Here is a 14294-nt window from a genome sequence, read left to right on the forward strand (position 1 = left end):
TCCAACGTCCACTGCCCAGGCCCGCCCCGTACGGACCGCTTCATCACTCCGAGCCGTCAGCGCGTGACGACGGCCTGCACCTCGTCCACCACCAGCTGCCGTTCGGCAGCCATCACCAGCCCCGGCACCACCCCGCTCTGCCCGGCTCCCTGCCACTTGACGTCCCAGGTCACCTGTACCGACACCATGTACGCCTTGCCCGGCGCGGACAGCGACGCCCGCCGATAGGTGTAACCACAGTCCGGCGACGACGCCTTGGGGCTGTACGCGTCCGAGTACGGCGTCCCCGGCCCGTCGCACACCACCGTGCCGCCCTCACCCATCGACCACACCGCCTTCTGCGGCCGGGCCGTCGCCGTCACGTTCACACCCTCCGCCGCGGCCGATACCGACACCGGACCCCACGCCTCGCGCTCCACCCACATCCACGTGGGTACGTGAACCACCTGTACGAAGTCCTCATCCGGACTCGTACGGATCACCGGCTTCGGCAACTTCAGCCGCTCCACCGCCCGCTGGACGAGCACTTCCACGGGAACCTGCTGCCCGCCGCCTGGCTCCGGCTTCTTGGGCTCTTCGCCCTCGAAGCGCGGCAAGATCCCCGCGCCACCGCCCAAGTCGTACTCCCAGCCGCTCGACGTAATCGTCGGCGGCCCCTTCGGCCCTCCTCCACCGCCACCGGGCTTCGCCGCCCGTCCCTGAGGCACCGGCCGACTCTTCCCTGAGCCGCCCGGGCTCCTCGAGACGCTCTTCGCCTCTGCGTCACAGGCGCCTGGGACACAGGCGACACCGGCGAACTGCGAACCGTTCCCATCCGCTCGGGCTGGGACGAAGGATGCGACAGCGAGCAGCGCCAGAGCCCCCGCAGCCGCACTCCCGGTACGGCAGCGGGTCAACATGACCCGACCTCGTGCATGTAGAGGTCCGAAACCTTCCAGACCCCTTTGCTGTGCCGGACAGTCGCGTCGGCCTTGAAATGCCCGCCCGGAGCGTTGTTCTTCAACTCACCGTTCAGCTTGTACTGCAGCCACTTCCGGTCGTCCACGCAGTCCACCAGCACGACCTTCTGACTGGTCGCCGACAGCACCTCGGGATCCACCCGAGGTGCCCCCTTGCTGACTACCTGCTCCCTCTTGGACTTCTGCAGTCCGTACTTCATCAACTCCAGCGCACCGCCGGTGGCGTGATCGTCCAGCAGTGGAGAGGCGGCGTCGGACGTCTCGGAGGCGAGGGTCAGGTCTCGCCACATGGCCCGGTAGGCGTCGAGTGCTTCTGCGTGCTCCGCATTCGGCGTACGAGACGCCGTCGTCTCGATCGTCCCCTTAGGCAGCGGTCTGGCGTCTGATGAACCGTCCGTGCAGCCCGCCAGCAGCAGTCCCGTGATCACCGAACTCACCCCTGCCAGCAGCACATTGGCTCGCCGTCGCGTCTTCACCATCCCCCACTTTCCGTCACCCTTCACAGCAAGGCGGCCACTCTAAGTGATCAGATGCAACTGGAGTTACCCCGCGGCGCACCCTTCAACCGAAAGAGGACGAATGAATTCCGCCCTGTTCTCGACGATGCGCCGCTTTGATGCAGCCTCGCCACGAAAAGGCGGTCTTGTCGCTCGAACGAGCGACAAGACCGCCACGGGGGCACCCCTGCGACCTGATGCACCGTCCCTTCCTCAGCTCAACGGCGAAGTGGCAGAGACAGAGCACTACAACGGCGTGAATCGGTCGGCTGGAAGGCCGTTGGCGGCCGGGGCCAGTGGGGGGAGTCAGCGGGCTCCTGGTCGCTGAGGCGTGCGACGTTGATGGCGATCGCGGTCAGAGCGTGCTGGACGTGGGCCTTGACCAACCGGCGCATCCGGTCGCCGCCGCAAGCTCGTTGGCAGTGCCCTCGACGCCGGACGGGAAGGCGTAGAGGCGTTTCCACTGCAGGTCCTGCTGGTCAGCGCGATTCCGGCCGTCCGGCGTCAACGCCTCACATCGTAGGAACGGTCACGCCGTTCCCGCACCTCTACATCACCACGGCCGTCCCGCCGCGCGACGCCCGCCGCCTGGGCGCCCACTCCTTGCTCGTCGCCGGGAGCAGAATCCGCGCCGTCTTGCGTCAGAGGCAATTCCGCCGGGAGCGCCAGCCAGGCCGTCTTCGTTCTCTTCTGGCTGCGGAACCCCCATGCGCCCCTGGTCAGTTCATGAACGATGTGCAGACCGCGCCCGCGCTCGGTCAACAAAGCACACAGTGCCTCCAGCCCACCCCCGCGGTCCTCCTCGGCCGGAGCGTACGGCGCCGTGGCCGGGAGCGCGGGAACCTCCGGGATCCGCGGGTCGTGGTCCTCTACCTCGCAGATGACCTCCGTGGCAGTGCGGCGCAGCCGCAGCTCGTACGGTCCGACCGCGTGCTCGGTGGCGTTGGCGACGAACTCGGAGACCGCCAGCACCGCATCGCTGATCACATCGCCGTCGTAGCCGAGCTGATCGAGGGCGCAGCGCAGGGCTACACGGGCCTGGTGAGGGGCATTGGGGGTACAGCTTGTCCAGCACCACACGACACTTGGGGTGGCGCTCAGGGTGGGGCGCGCGGTCATCGTCGCCCTCCCCGGGCCGCGTGGCGGCCCCGTACGACGCGGCGGTGTCGGCCGCGTCCGGGACGTACGTAATCGCGCGCTTCGCACAGCGCGAACGGGCCGGCCGCCGTCGCGAACGGCAGCAACAGCACAGCGGTGAACAGAATCGGCACCATGGCAGGGGCCTCCCCTGGTGATCGCGTTTGGGACGCGACCACGACACCGTGGGTCCGATGAAGAGCGGAACCCCTCTCTGACCAGCACTTTCGAGGACTTTTCGCCGTACCGTGCGGCTCCATGGGCCGCCGGTTGATCACTACCTGAGCCAAGATCCGGGGCAGGCGGAGAGCACATGGAGCAGGAGCTCACGCACTGCAATCGGAACAACAGAAAGCCACGATGCGGGCCCGTTCTTCAGCGCACGTCGGGTGCGTGCGGGGGCTCGACCGTCCGGATGGCGTGCAGGGATGCCGCAGCCTGGGCGCGGCCGAGCAGGAGGCGGTTCGCGGGCAGCCCGCGGTCCACATACAGGTCGACCTCGGCTGGCGGTGCGCCGATGGCGAGCGGGTCGAGTCCGACGGCGACGGCGAGCTCGCCTCGCTCGGTCAGCAACCGGACGAGCCGGGGATGCGCCGGCACTTGTACGCCGAAGTGGGATCCCTCGGGGCGCAGCAGGATGCGGGCGCCGTGGTGGATCGTGACCCGCGGCCCGATGTCCGTGAGCGGCTTTCCGGCTTCGACGAGGCCGAAAGCGTCGGAGAGGGCGCGCATCTGCTGCTCGATCCGCTCGTCGGTTTCGCCGTGGCGGCGCGCAGGCGGGTGTACGAGCAGGACGATCCCTAGCGGGTCGCCGTGGGCGTCGGCGCCGATCCACGTCCACACGCCGAGGGAGGCGAACAGCCCGGCCGATACGGGCAGGGTCGCTGCGCGGGCCGCCACCCGGGTGTGATCGACGAGCGGTGCGGTGGAGGCTCCGAGCTTGAACTCGGCCCAGACGGTTGTGCTGGCCCCTTCACGGGAGGCGCCCCAGTCGTCGGCGAGGGCGGCGACGAGGAGGAGGCCGCGTCCGTGGCAGTCGTCGGTGGTGGCGTGCCGCACGGTGGGAGTTCCACCGCCCTGGTCACGCACTTCGACGCGCAGCCGCTCCTCGCCGTGTGCTACCCGAACCCGGAAGTCCTGGCCGGCGGAAGTGGCGTGCTCGACGGCATTGGTGGCGAGTTCGGAGACGCACAGGCGGACGTCATCGAGTCGGTCGCCGAGCTCCCACGCGTTGAGGGTGTCGGCGACGAAGGACCGTGCGTGCGCAACGGAGGCCGGATGGGGGGTGAAGTGTCTCTCGCGTGTCTGCTGCACCGGCCGCCTACCTTCGCGTTGCGGTGTCACGGGAACGGCTGTCGCCCGGGAGGGCAAGCAGGAAGGCGAGCCGCTGCGCGGTGCCTCTCTCGTCGCCGGTCTGGCCCAGCTCGTATCCCCAGCAGGTGACGTAGTGTCCGTCGCACACGCCAACGGCTTCGGTAAGACTCGGATTGAGCGGGTTCATCACGCTTACCGTCTGGTCATCGGCGTTTATGACGGTCAATCCGCGTGACCTGAACTGCTCCGCGAGAATGGCTGGTGCGGTGGTCGTGTCCATGCGCCGATCTCACCGCAGTCCTGTGCGGCCCGGCGCCTGACAACCTATGACACGGAGTGGATCATGCCTCTGACTGTGACGATTACCGGTACGCGGTCAACGGGACACCGCGAACTCACCTGGTACGGGGAGCAGTTCACGCAGTTCTTGGGCCCCTTCGCTGTTGATCAGGCCCACTTCCACATCGGGGGCGCGAAGGGCATCGACAGTCTGTCCCTGCTGTGGCTCGCGGGGAACTCGAAGGCAAAGATCACGATTGTCGCCCCAGGCACGGTCGCGCAGCAGCCGGCCGAAGCACGGCAGGCGATCCAGCAGTGCCGGGACCGGATCGCCGAGATCGTCGAGTTGGGTGCCGAAGAGCTGCGGACCCCGGCGTATCACGCGCGCAACTGCTGGATGGTCGACCGCTCCGACATGGTGATCGGCTTCCCGCTCGCAGGCCCCGAAGGTACGTCCGGCACCTGGCAGACTCTCAACTACGGTGCCCAGCAGGGGAAACCTCGTCTGATCGTGCCCGTGTAACCCGTACAGCGGGCATCATGACGGCATGACCGCGCACGATCGGCGCGTCGGCGCCGCCACCCTCAAGCGGCTCAGACTGTCCCGCGGCTGGTCACTCGCGGACACCGCACGCGCAATCATCGACGCGGCATCCCGGCTCGGGCAGCCCTTCGGCTCCAGCACCGCCAGTGTGCAGCGGGCCGTGGCCCGCTGGGAGAGCACGACCGCGCCGATCCTGCCGGGCGAGCGGTACCAACTCCTGCTCGCCCACCTCTATGCACGCGACCTGGACGGTCAGCACAGCCTCGGCCACGGCTCGGACTTCGCCAAACTGCTCGACGCCCTTGCCCACCTGGGGGAAAGCGAACGCCGGCTCCACGAGCTGCGCACCCTGCTCGTACGCACCGCCACGGATGCGGGCGGCGGCCTGCTCGCGCTGCTCGGCCCGACGACGCAGCACGCCCTAACCACAGCGCTCGCCGATCCGTCCCGCCTCGACGAAGAGCTGCTCGCCGGGATGCGCGCCACCATCGGCGACGTGAACGGGCAAGTCGGCAGCATCCCGTTCGTACGCCTGCAACTGCTGCTCGCCCCCGTCGTCGAATCCTGCCGCCGCCTGCTGGCGGACGCCGTACCCGAACCCCAGCTTCCCGAGCTGCGCTCGATCGCCTCACAGGCGTACACCCTCGCCGGCCGCCTCGCCTTCGAAACCCGCGACGACGAGGCCTCCCGCGCCCTGTACTCCGCGGCCACCAGTACGGCGGGCCGCACCGGCAGTCCGTGGCAGCGCGCCATCGTCCACATGAGCCACGCCCTGGTCACCCTGTACTCGACGCAAGGCATCGACGCCGCGCGTCACCTCGTCGACGCCGCGGTCCGCGACGCCCGGGCCGGTACGAGCATCACCGTCCGGGCCCGCGCGCACGCACTGCAGGCAGAGATCGCCGCACGCGCCGGAGCCGGACGACACGCCCAGGCCGCACTGTCACTGGCCTGGTACGACCTGGACGGCGACCGGAACGGCGATCCGTCGTCGAGCAGTTTCTCGCCCGCCCACCTGCGCGGCTTCGACGGCCTGTGCGAGCTGTACGTCGGCGACCCGGCAGCCGCCCACGACGCGTTCGCCCGGTCCGCCCACGCACTCACCACACCACGCGAACGCGTCCAGCGCACCATCGTCACCACCGATCAGGCACTCGCCCGCATCCGGCTCGGCGACCCGCACGCCGCCGCCGAACTGCTGCACGAATGCATCGACGGGGCATCGAGCACGGGCGGCCGAGTCGCCACCATCCGGCTGCGCCGGGCACGGCAGGAGCTGCGCCCTTGGCGTACCGAGGGTTTCGTCGCCGACCTCGACGACCACCTGATCGATGCGCTCGGCGCATAGGGCCCGAGTGGCGTGCATGCCACCGAGGCGCACAGCGGCGAAATCTTCGCCGAGCTGGGAGACGGCGGTGGTGAAGCGCTCATTGTGGAGTCCGCCGGGAAACTTACATAAGGTACCGCTCCGGTCTTGCCCTTACTCCCTCGCGAGCCGGAATCCAAGATCGTCGTTGCGTACGAAACACTGTCCCCGCCCCCGATACGCGGCCCGAGCCCTGTTGTGCCGATGGCGCCACGATCCCCCACGGCAGACTCGGGTATCGCCGGGTGCATCCGATGGGCGGGCGTGCTGATCGTAGGGATACGGTTCCGGGGCGCTTGCCGTCCACTCGAAGACGTTGCCGGACAGGTCGTCGATACCTGCGAGGCTCTGTCCTTCGGGGAAAATGCCGACGGGGAGTGTACTGCGCGCGTGGAGCTCGAAGGTGTTCGACGCGAGTGCGTCGAAGTCGTCCCCGTACGGAAAGGCTCGCCCTCCAGCCGACGCGGCGGCTTCCCATTCGTATTCGGTGGGCAGACGGATCTTCCTGCCGGTCACGGCGCTGAGCCAGGCGCAGTATGCCTCCGCCTCGTAGACGGAGACGCCGACGACCGGGGCGCTGGGGTGGGCGAGGAGGCTGTCGTACCAGTACGCCGGTGTGCGCGGTGCCTCCGTGCCGTAGATGTCGATCAGCGCCTTCCAGATGGCCTCGTCGGTCATGGTCGTCAGCTTCACCATGCTGACGGCCTGCTGCAGGGTGGCCGCGCCAGTGCGGAGCATGTCGACGGGGAGGTTGGGGCGGCGGCGCAGGTTGTCGCGTTTCTTGCGCCACTCGGCGGCGATGAGTTCCTGGATGCCCTCGCCGGAGCGCCATCTCCGGGCGTGGGCGGAGTGCCACCACCGGTCTTCTTCATAGCCGCCGGCTGCTATGAAGTGGGCGTACTCGGCGTTGGTGACAGGACGGCGGGCCAGGTCGAAGGCTGGCAGTTGCACTTCGTGGACGGGCCGTTCGAGGTCGTAGGGAGTGTCTTCGGCTCCGATGCGGTGGCCGTCGGCTGGAATGCGTGCGAACTCCGGGACGAGCGCGACGCCGTGAACGCTCTCGACGCGCGTCAGGCGGGGATCGCCCAGGACGCCGAGGATACGGCCGTAGTTGATGCGGGCCCGTAGGTCCGTCGCCGGGGCGGTGCTGCGGGCGGCGAGCGTGTGCGTTACCTCTGCGCGAACGGCTGCGTCGACACGTACGTCGGGAGCGGCCAGGCAGCGTCCTGCCAGCGCCGGGTTGACCTCGAGGACGTCGCGGACGAACGCATCGGGGTCCTCGGCTAGGGCCGCGGCCATGACGGCCGTCTCCTCCCAACCGGTGGTCGGCAGAGGTGGTAGCGGCTCGCCAGGTGCGAGTTGGGCCAGTACTTCGGCCAGGGGCGGGGCCACGGCGGTGGCCGTGTCAAGGACAGCGAGGCGGGAGAAGTCGGGGGCTGCCGCGAGTTGACGCGCGGCAAAGAACTCCTGGAGGAGCTGGTGGAAGAAGCGTATGGCTTCTTCGTCCTCGTCGAGGATGCCGGTGTCGCAGCCGACACGCAGGGACGCTTCCGCAAGGTGGGCCAGCCCGTTGAGGAGGTCGACAGCCGTGTCGTAGTCGACGACGACGCTTCCTTTGTCCTCGCCGCGCTTGGCCTCTTGCATCTGGTACGCGAGGCGGGTCAGGGCGGGCACGAGGTGGCCGCGGTCCGGGAGCCACAGCGGGTCGCGGACACCGTCGCGAAGGCGGCGTTGCTCGCGATCGGTGAGGAGCTCCGGGTCGGCGGTCCGCGGGTTGCCGGAGAGGATCTCGCGGCGGAGTAGTTCGCGCACCATGCCGGCGAACGCGTCGACGCGTCCGACGGGGACCGTGCCCACAGCGCGGACCTGGTTGACCAGCAGGCGCAGCATGTACGGAGTGCGGTAGAACGACAGGGCTCGCAGGTCGCGGTTCAGGGCTTCGCGGACAAGGTCGGCCTGTTCGGGCAGGTGGAGGGCGATGTACTCCAGGACCTGGTCGCGTGTCATGGGTTCGAGGCGGATGTGCGGGACTCCGACGTCCTTGCTGCTGAGCATGGCGCCGTAGTCGAGCGTGCGGCAGGTGAACACGGCCCGGTTCCCGGGAACGTCGCGAACGCATTCGTAGAGGAATGCCTTCCACCCGTCGATGCGGCGGCGCAGGTCGGCGGCATCGAAGTAGGCGAGTTCGTTGAGTCCATCCAGGAGCAGCAGGAGGCGGCCCGACTCCAGGAAATGCGCAAGCTCGGGCAGGTGCGGGTTGCGTGCCCTCCAGCGGTCCTCCAGCCAGCGGCGCGGGGCAGGCGGTTCGCCGGAGTTGAGACCGTATTCGGCCAGCGAGACGCTGAACGGGATGACCGCATCAGCGGAGCGGGTCATTCCCTCTGCGGCCACGTCGAGTTCGAGGCGGCGCAGCAGCGTCGTCTTGCCCGAGCCGGGGGCTCCCAGCAGTACGTACGCGAAGGAGTCGCTGCCAGCGAGAACGGCCTGGAGGTCGTCGGTGCGACGGCTGCTCGGCGCGGTGACCCACCGGTCGGCGGCGTCGGTGCCTTCGTCGTAGACCAGGGCGAGGCGCACGAAGCGGCGGTCCAGCTGGTAGCGCGGGCTGCACCACCGGGCGTAGCAGGACAGCAAGTACTCGCGGACGCTACGCGAGGGGTGGTCACGGATGTCGTGGAGCTGATGGTCGGTGAGGGCGACGGAGCGATCAGGGCTGCGGATGGCTTCTTCGAGTGCGGCGAACGCGCCCGGCAACGTGCGGGCCGGGGCGAAAGGGGTGGTGACCACGGCGTCGTCCGGCGAGGCCCCGTCGGGCCATGAGAAGGAGCCGTGCAGCGCGGTTACGAGGGCACTCATGCGTGCCGCCCATTCGTCCTCGTCGGCCTCGGTGGTCCATTCCAGGCGCTGAAACGGGACTAGTTGGTAGTGCAGTTCGCAGCCGTCGATGCGCACGACGTGGATGGGCTTGCGGTGGTCGTAGAAGAAGAACCACTCGTTGAAAACCTCGTGGGACTCCGCAGCCTTCGCGGTGAGAAGCACGACGAGCCGGTCGGCCGCGCGTAACGCCTGGTCGATGGAGGTGGCCCATCGATCGGTGTGCCGGATGCGTTCGGTGTCCACCCAGGCGTCGAAGCCTGCGGCTTCCAATGCGTCATGGATGCGCTGCGCGACCGCGGCGGAGTCCCTCTGATAGGAGATGAAGATCTTCTCCCGGACCACTGTTACACCTTCCCCCGATTTTCTGCTCTCTTCAGCCGCGTCCCAGGGTGAACCCCGCGTCGGCAGTCAGGAGGGTGCCGGTCATGTACGGGGACTCGGCGAGGAAGACGTAGGCGCCCGCAATGTCGTCGGGGGCGATGAACTGGCGCAGAGGGATGATCTCCAGCCAGGACTCCTTCAGCGCGTCGTCGGTCCGGTCCATGTACGAGGTCTCGACGAAGCCGGGGGCGACAGCGTTCACGCGTACGTTCGGAGCGAGTTCCTTGGCCAGGGTGCGGGTGAAGTTGTTGACGGCGGCCTTGGCTGCAGAATAGGCCATTACGCCTTCCCGGCCTGTCGCGTCGAAGCCGCGGATGGAGGAGGTGTTGATGATGACGCCGCTGCCTCGCTCCTTCATCGTCCTGGCCGCCCGTACTGAGCACAGCACGGTGGAGAGGAGGTTGATGTTCAGCATGCGCAGCCAATGGTCCTTGGTGGAGTCCAGGATGGGCATGCCTTCGGTGAGGCCCGCGTTGTTCACCAGCACGTCGACCGGGCCGAACGCCTCCTCGGTGGTCGTGAAGAGCCGCTCGACATCGGTGGTGTCGGCCACGTCGGCCTGCACGTACAGCGCGCTGCCGCCGTTCTCTTTGATCGTCTGGACGAGTGCCTCTCCGCCTGCGACGTCGCTGTGCGAGTTGACCACGACCTTCGCGCCGCGCTCCGCGAAGGCGAGCGCTACGGAGTGCCCGATTCCACGCGAGGAACCGGTGACGACGGCAACCTGACCGGAGAGCGACATGATCTGTCCTTCGGTGATCGTGAATCGATGATCTCGCACGGCTGAACTCACCGTATCGGATCACTACTCAACTGACCTGTCTCTGCTCGGTGTTGCTCACGGAGTCCTTGCTGACCACGACGCCGGCGACGAGTACGAGACATGCTCCGAGCCAGGTGAGAGGCACGGGATGCTCGCCCAGGAAGATCCAGCCGGAGACCAGTGCCGAGACCGGTTCGAGGTACAGCAGGATCCCGGCCGTCGTCACCGGCAGGCGCTTGAGGAAGGCAAGGTAGGCCAGGAGCGCCAGCGCGCTGTAAACGAGGCCCAGACTGGTGATGACCAGGAGGTCGACGCCGCTCGGCAGCGTCGGATGGACGGCGAGCCAGGGCATCAGGAGGACAGCGGCGACGGTCAGTTGCCCAGCCGCGACCCGCACGGGCGGGATGGTCGCCAGCGCCTTCTTGCTGGCAAGTGTGGATCCCGCGTAAGCAAGAGCGGATACAGCGATCAACGTCAGACCGTCACGACCGCCGGTCTGTCCGGGCTGAAGGACGAAGACGCTGCCGACCAGAGCCAGCGCCAACGATGCCATCTGGCCACGCGTGACGCGTTCCTGAAGAGTGCGGCGGGCCAGCCCCGCAATGGCGAGCGGAGCGAGATAGATACCGAGCAGCACCGTGCCGATCGGCGCGCGCTGCAAGGCCATCACGAACGTCAGCCAGTGCACGCCCAGGAGCGCCCCGGACCACAGCAGCGAGCGCACCTCGGGCTTCCCGTAGCTGCGGATGCTCGCGCGGCCCCGGCCTCGCGGCGTGGACGCTTCCCACAGCCACAGTGCCGCCGCGCCCACTGCGGCCCGCCCGAACGCGATCGCGGCAGCAGACAGCGCGCTTTCTCGGACCAGGACGCCGCTGGTGCCCCACAGCACCGCCACGGCCGCGGTACCCAGCGCCGGACTGTAACGGCGCAGGGACGCCGTGGACGTGACGCTCACTGCCCGCTCGCGGCGGCGACGCCCGGTTGGCCGGCCAGCACCTCATCCGGTGGGAGGTCATCGTGAACCACCGAGCGCAGCATGCGTACGAAGCCGGTTATGTCGGTGCGGTTGTACGTCTGCCTCCCGAAGCAGACTCCGGTGGCACCCGCCGTGATCGCGCCGTGCGCGTTGCTCAGGGCTTCACGGATCGACGTACGAGGTCCGCCGGCGACGATCACGGGTATCCCCATGGATGCTGTGGTGACCGAGGCAAAGGATTCCGGGTCGCCGGTGTACTGCGTCTTCACCACGTCCGCGCCGAGCTCCACCGCGATCCGGACACAGTGGCGCACCAGATCGGCATATCGGTCGCGATCGTGCTCTTTGAGTTCGAGGTAGTTGTCATCCGCCCCGTCATGGGTGCGCCGTGGGTACATGATGGCCAGGAGCGGCATCCCCCACCGTTCACAGTCCTCGGCGACCGCGCCCAGAGCTGCCAGCATGTCAGGCTCCTGACGGTCCGACACGTTCACGTGCACTGCGACGCCGTCGCACCCATGGCGCACGGCACGTTCCACGGAGCTCACCGCGACCTTGCGGGTGTGCACTCCGAGGACGGTGCTCGCGGTGAGGTTGGCGACGAAGGGGAGGCGCACGCCTCTCTCCGTGTACTGCGTCAGGAGGCGTGGGAAGCCAAGTACGGCATCGGCCCCGCCTAAGGCCACCTCTCGTACACGTGTCACAGGATCGGTGAGACCGGCATAGGGCCCGTTGATGAGGTCGTCGTCAAAGGGCACCACTACCGTCCGAACGCCCGGGATGATCCGGGCGAGCCTGACTGCCTTGCCGTTGGAAGCCATGGGTTTCCTCTTTCGGGTCCGTCATGGTCAGCATGTGGCTGGGGTGTGAGCGTGAGGGCCGGTACCGTGGCGGGCGGTGGACCGACCGAGAGGACGATCGCATGGACGCGGTACGCGGACCACGGCGTACGGACTGGGTGCAGCAACTCCAGGACGGCACGCTTCCCGACAGCGTCGACCCCCTTGAGGAACTGCACCGTCTGGCGGCCGACTTGGACCCTGCGGACAGCCTGGCCGTCTTCGCGAACGTCGACGTACCGGAAATCGACATCGTGGACGACATCGAGCCGACCGCCCCTCCCGCTACCTGACGACGGCCGCCTTGACGTACACGCGGCGCCCGAACCGGGGCTCGTCCAGCAGCGTCAGCGACTCGACACGGAATCGGTACAGTGCCAGAGGGCCTTCGCCAGTGAGGAAACGCTGCTGCATGGCCGCGTCCTGCGCAAACGTCGGGAACCGCCGCTGATAGCAAGCCAGAGCAGACTTCGCGCCCGTCTCCACCTCTCGCGCTTCGTGCACGACGCCGGACAGCTGGACGCCTTGAAGGTGCTCGCCGTACTCGGGGGGCTGACGCGTCACGGTGGCTGCTGCGCGCGGATCACCGGCCGTGTTCTGGCTGTGCTGTGTGGACCGCTCGCTGACGAAGTACAGGTCCAGTTCTCCGTCGTGGGCGAAGAACGCGGTGTTGATGTGCGCGCCTTCGGGTCCCGTGGTTGCGAGGGAGAGGAGCGTGTTGTCGGCGAGCAGTTCCTCCAGGCTTGCACGCAGTGCTTCATTGGCGTGGGTTCCGTCTCGGGCGTCGAGCCGGTAGGACATGAATGCGCTCCTCCTGGTTGAGGAAGTGACTGAATAGGGGCGAGCACTGTGGCCGGAATTCAGGCTGCCTCCCGGCGAGCAAGCCACATGGTGTGCTCCCGTGAGATGGCGTCCTCGGCCTCACTGCACCGACGTGACCACTGGACCTCGTCGTCGGCCAGGGTCTCCAAGCCGGCCTTCACCAAGAGCAGTTCGTGCGCGGTGAGCGAGTACGCGGCCGCCAGGGGACGGTACTGCTTGAGCTGCACCCATGCGGTAACGGCAGCCGCGATGGCCGAGGCGCTCCCCAGGCCGTCGTAGTCGAGCACGCCGAAGGCGCGCAAGAACCCTCCCGCCAGGCCGAGCGACGTCGCGATGAACGCGGCCGCCGTCCACCGACGGGCCATGCGCGCGAACCTGGCCGCTTTGGAGGTGTACCAGGTGTACTCGGCCTCCAAGCGCCCTTCCATGTAGGCCTGTTGCCGAAGCCGGAGTGGCTGGCTGCGCAGGCGCCGCATCTCGCCGGTGATCTCGGCTTGTCCGCCGGCGTCGCTGAGCCAGCCGACGTCACGGAGATCACGCAGGATGCTCGACATGTCGTGCAGCAGCCGCTCGTTCGCCGCCGCGTCGGTGCCCGCGAAGGGTTCCGCCCGCACCGCGTACTTCCATGACAGGGTGCGCAGCGATTCGGCCGCCGCGCGCCCCCGGTACCAAGTGCGCTGAGGGTTCTTCGCGGTCAGCCACAGGGCCGGTACGAGCGAGGCCAGCAGTGCGATCGATGCGATGAGGGCGCCCAAGTCAAGGTCGTTGCCGAGCTTGATGTTGACGCCACCCAGAACGGCTCCGACGACCAGCATGCACAGCTGGAGAGCGGACCACCGGACCGTATCCGCCTGACCAGCCAAGGAGGCAGTGTCCGCGGAGCGGAACATGGATGGCAGACCGTCATCGGTCAGACTTAACTCGCTCGGCCCCCCAGACATGTTCACGATCATGACGATCACGGGGAGGGGGCGCAAGGCCCTCTCGGCAACGGTCGCAGAGATTCCTCAGTCTGATGGGCACACCCGTGGGGTGCGAGCGCCGACACGGATTGACAGCGGTGCCTGACAGCCCGACCTAGAAGGCTTGGACGGGCGAAGCCGTCTTGATCGGGTCAAGTTTGTAGGAAGCCGTAAACGGCCGCCTGACGGCCTATCTGCTCGGTTCGTTGCACATGCGCGAACCTCCGAATCAAGCCGCGAGACTGCCAGCAGGCCACAACTCACGCGTCAGATCTTCGCCATTGTGGGAGGTAGCGCATGACGGCGTCAGACTCGGCGGCAGCGATCTCGAAGCTCGGAGATGACGACTTTCTCACTCGCGTTGACGGCACCGTCCACCGTGGCCACCCGGTCGGCCACGTTGAGGAGGTCGCTCAGATCCCCCGGCTCGGCGTCTATGCGCTCCCGCACCTCGGCGGGGTCGATAGGGGCACCGACGGAACTCGCTGCTGCGCCACGAGGCGCCTTGTCATATTCCCAGTTCAGCTGGGAGGAACTTGGAGGATGTTTCTGGGCCTAATGGCTTACCTCGATCCGAAAGG

General features: G+C 67.9%; 16 protein-coding genes. 4 read left to right on the forward strand and 12 right to left on the reverse strand.

Annotated features, from left to right (window positions below):
- Positions 1-56: 56 nt before the first annotated feature.
- The 6 genes from OP79_RS43575 to OP79_RS43595 all read right to left on the reverse strand — a co-directional run bounded on the left by OP79_RS43575 (position 57) and on the right by OP79_RS43595 (position 4187).
- Positions 57-707, reverse strand: a complete 651-nt coding sequence (locus tag OP79_RS43575) for a hypothetical protein (RefSeq protein ID WP_245685652.1) — start codon at positions 705-707, stop codon at positions 57-59.
- 185 nt (positions 708-892) lie between these two features.
- Positions 893-1438, reverse strand: coding sequence for a hypothetical protein (locus OP79_RS43580; protein ID WP_245685653.1), 546 nt, complete (start codon positions 1436-1438; stop codon positions 893-895).
- Between the two features lie 522 nt (positions 1439-1960).
- A complete protein-coding gene (locus OP79_RS51155) occupies positions 1961-2575 on the reverse strand; it encodes an ATP-binding protein (protein WP_063742120.1) in 615 nt (204 codons plus the stop codon).
- A complete protein-coding gene (locus OP79_RS55670; RefSeq protein WP_157857472.1) occupies positions 2572-2730 on the reverse strand; it encodes a hypothetical protein in 159 nt (52 codons plus the stop codon). Before OP79_RS55670 ends, OP79_RS51155 begins: the two co-directional genes overlap by 4 nt.
- A 238-nt stretch (positions 2731-2968) precedes the next feature.
- The gene (locus OP79_RS57570) at positions 2969-3907 is read right to left on the reverse strand and encodes an ATP-binding protein (protein WP_063742122.1); all 939 of its coding nucleotides are present in this window, start codon (positions 3905-3907) and stop codon (positions 2969-2971) included.
- Between the two features lie 7 nt (positions 3908-3914).
- The gene (locus OP79_RS43595) at positions 3915-4187 is read right to left on the reverse strand and encodes a hypothetical protein (RefSeq protein WP_033328685.1); all 273 of its coding nucleotides are present in this window, start codon (positions 4185-4187) and stop codon (positions 3915-3917) included.
- 63 nt (positions 4188-4250) lie between these two features.
- Here OP79_RS43595 and OP79_RS43600 point away from each other — a divergent pair, with 63 nt between their 5' ends.
- On the forward strand, positions 4251-4709 hold the full coding sequence (locus OP79_RS43600; RefSeq protein ID WP_211270984.1) for a hypothetical protein: 459 nt from the start codon (positions 4251-4253) through the stop codon (positions 4707-4709).
- Between the two features lie 25 nt (positions 4710-4734).
- The gene (locus tag OP79_RS43605; RefSeq protein ID WP_211270985.1) at positions 4735-6078 is read left to right on the forward strand and encodes an NsdA family TPR-like regulatory protein; all 1344 of its coding nucleotides are present in this window, start codon (positions 4735-4737) and stop codon (positions 6076-6078) included.
- 132 nt (positions 6079-6210) lie between these two features.
- Here the strand turns inward: OP79_RS43605 and OP79_RS50805 are convergent, their stop codons facing one another.
- The 4 genes from OP79_RS50805 to OP79_RS43625 are packed head-to-tail and all read right to left on the reverse strand — an operon-like array spanning position 6211 to position 11911.
- Positions 6211-9312 carry an SUMF1/EgtB/PvdO family nonheme iron enzyme gene (locus OP79_RS50805; protein ID WP_051745525.1) on the reverse strand — a complete coding sequence of 1034 codons (3102 nt, stop codon included), beginning with the start codon at positions 9310-9312 and terminating at the stop codon, positions 6211-6213.
- Between the two features lie 31 nt (positions 9313-9343).
- Positions 9344-10132 carry an SDR family NAD(P)-dependent oxidoreductase gene (locus OP79_RS43615; RefSeq protein ID WP_157857473.1) on the reverse strand — a complete coding sequence of 263 codons (789 nt, stop codon included), beginning with the start codon at positions 10130-10132 and terminating at the stop codon, positions 9344-9346.
- 28 nt (positions 10133-10160) lie between these two features.
- Positions 10161-11069, reverse strand: coding sequence for a DMT family transporter (locus tag OP79_RS43620; protein ID WP_033328687.1), 909 nt, complete (start codon positions 11067-11069; stop codon positions 10161-10163).
- The gene (locus OP79_RS43625) at positions 11066-11911 is read right to left on the reverse strand and encodes a beta/alpha barrel domain-containing protein (RefSeq protein WP_033328688.1); all 846 of its coding nucleotides are present in this window, start codon (positions 11909-11911) and stop codon (positions 11066-11068) included. Before OP79_RS43625 ends, OP79_RS43620 begins: the two co-directional genes overlap by 4 nt.
- 101 nt (positions 11912-12012) lie before the next feature.
- Here OP79_RS43625 and OP79_RS43630 point away from each other — a divergent pair, with 101 nt between their 5' ends.
- A complete protein-coding gene (locus tag OP79_RS43630; RefSeq protein ID WP_033328689.1) occupies positions 12013-12222 on the forward strand; it encodes a hypothetical protein in 210 nt (69 codons plus the stop codon).
- Here the strand turns inward: OP79_RS43630 and OP79_RS43635 are convergent.
- Complete coding sequence (locus tag OP79_RS43635) at positions 12215-12730, reverse strand: pyridoxamine 5'-phosphate oxidase family protein (protein WP_033328690.1); 516 nt, start codon at positions 12728-12730, stop codon at positions 12215-12217. The two genes, OP79_RS43630 and OP79_RS43635, sit on opposite strands and share 8 nt — an antisense overlap.
- 59 nt (positions 12731-12789) lie before the next feature.
- Positions 12790-13704: a DUF4231 domain-containing protein gene (locus OP79_RS43640; protein ID WP_342669587.1), complete on the reverse strand. Its 915-nt coding sequence runs from the start codon at positions 13702-13704 to the stop codon at positions 12790-12792.
- A gap of 306 nt (positions 13705-14010) precedes the next feature.
- Between OP79_RS43640 and OP79_RS56605 the strand changes: the two genes are divergently transcribed.
- The coding region (locus tag OP79_RS56605) for a hypothetical protein (protein WP_211270986.1) at positions 14011-14294 on the forward strand (284 nt) is incomplete at its 3' end.

Origin of the sequence: Streptomyces yerevanensis (genome assembly GCF_000716805.1) — a bacterium.
GTDB classification, from domain to species: domain Bacteria; phylum Actinomycetota; class Actinomycetes; order Streptomycetales; family Streptomycetaceae; genus Streptomyces; species Streptomyces flaveus.

Coding starts and splice junctions, on each gene's coding strand:
- OP79_RS43580 (WP_245685653.1), bottom strand. CDS start 1,438: ATGGTGAAGACGCGACGGCGAGCCAATGTGCTGCTGGCAGGGGTGAGT.
- OP79_RS43625 (WP_033328688.1), bottom strand. CDS start 11,911: ATGGCTTCCAACGGCAAGGCAGTCAGGCTCGCCCGGATCATCCCGGGC.
- OP79_RS43595 (WP_033328685.1), bottom strand. CDS start 4,187: ATGGACACGACCACCGCACCAGCCATTCTCGCGGAGCAGTTCAGGTCA.
- OP79_RS43600 (WP_211270984.1), top strand. CDS start 4,251: ATGCCTCTGACTGTGACGATTACCGGTACGCGGTCAACGGGACACCGC.
- OP79_RS43635 (WP_033328690.1), bottom strand. CDS start 12,730: ATGTCCTACCGGCTCGACGCCCGAGACGGAACCCACGCCAATGAAGCA.
- OP79_RS51155 (WP_063742120.1), bottom strand. CDS start 2,575: ATGACCGCGCGCCCCACCCTGAGCGCCACCCCAAGTGTCGTGTGGTGC.
- OP79_RS43640 (WP_342669587.1), bottom strand. CDS start 13,704: ATGATCGTGAACATGTCTGGGGGGCCGAGCGAGTTAAGTCTGACCGAT.
- OP79_RS43605 (WP_211270985.1), top strand. CDS start 4,735: ATGACCGCGCACGATCGGCGCGTCGGCGCCGCCACCCTCAAGCGGCTC.
- OP79_RS55670 (WP_157857472.1), bottom strand. CDS start 2,730: ATGGTGCCGATTCTGTTCACCGCTGTGCTGTTGCTGCCGTTCGCGACG.
- OP79_RS43630 (WP_033328689.1), top strand. CDS start 12,013: ATGGACGCGGTACGCGGACCACGGCGTACGGACTGGGTGCAGCAACTC.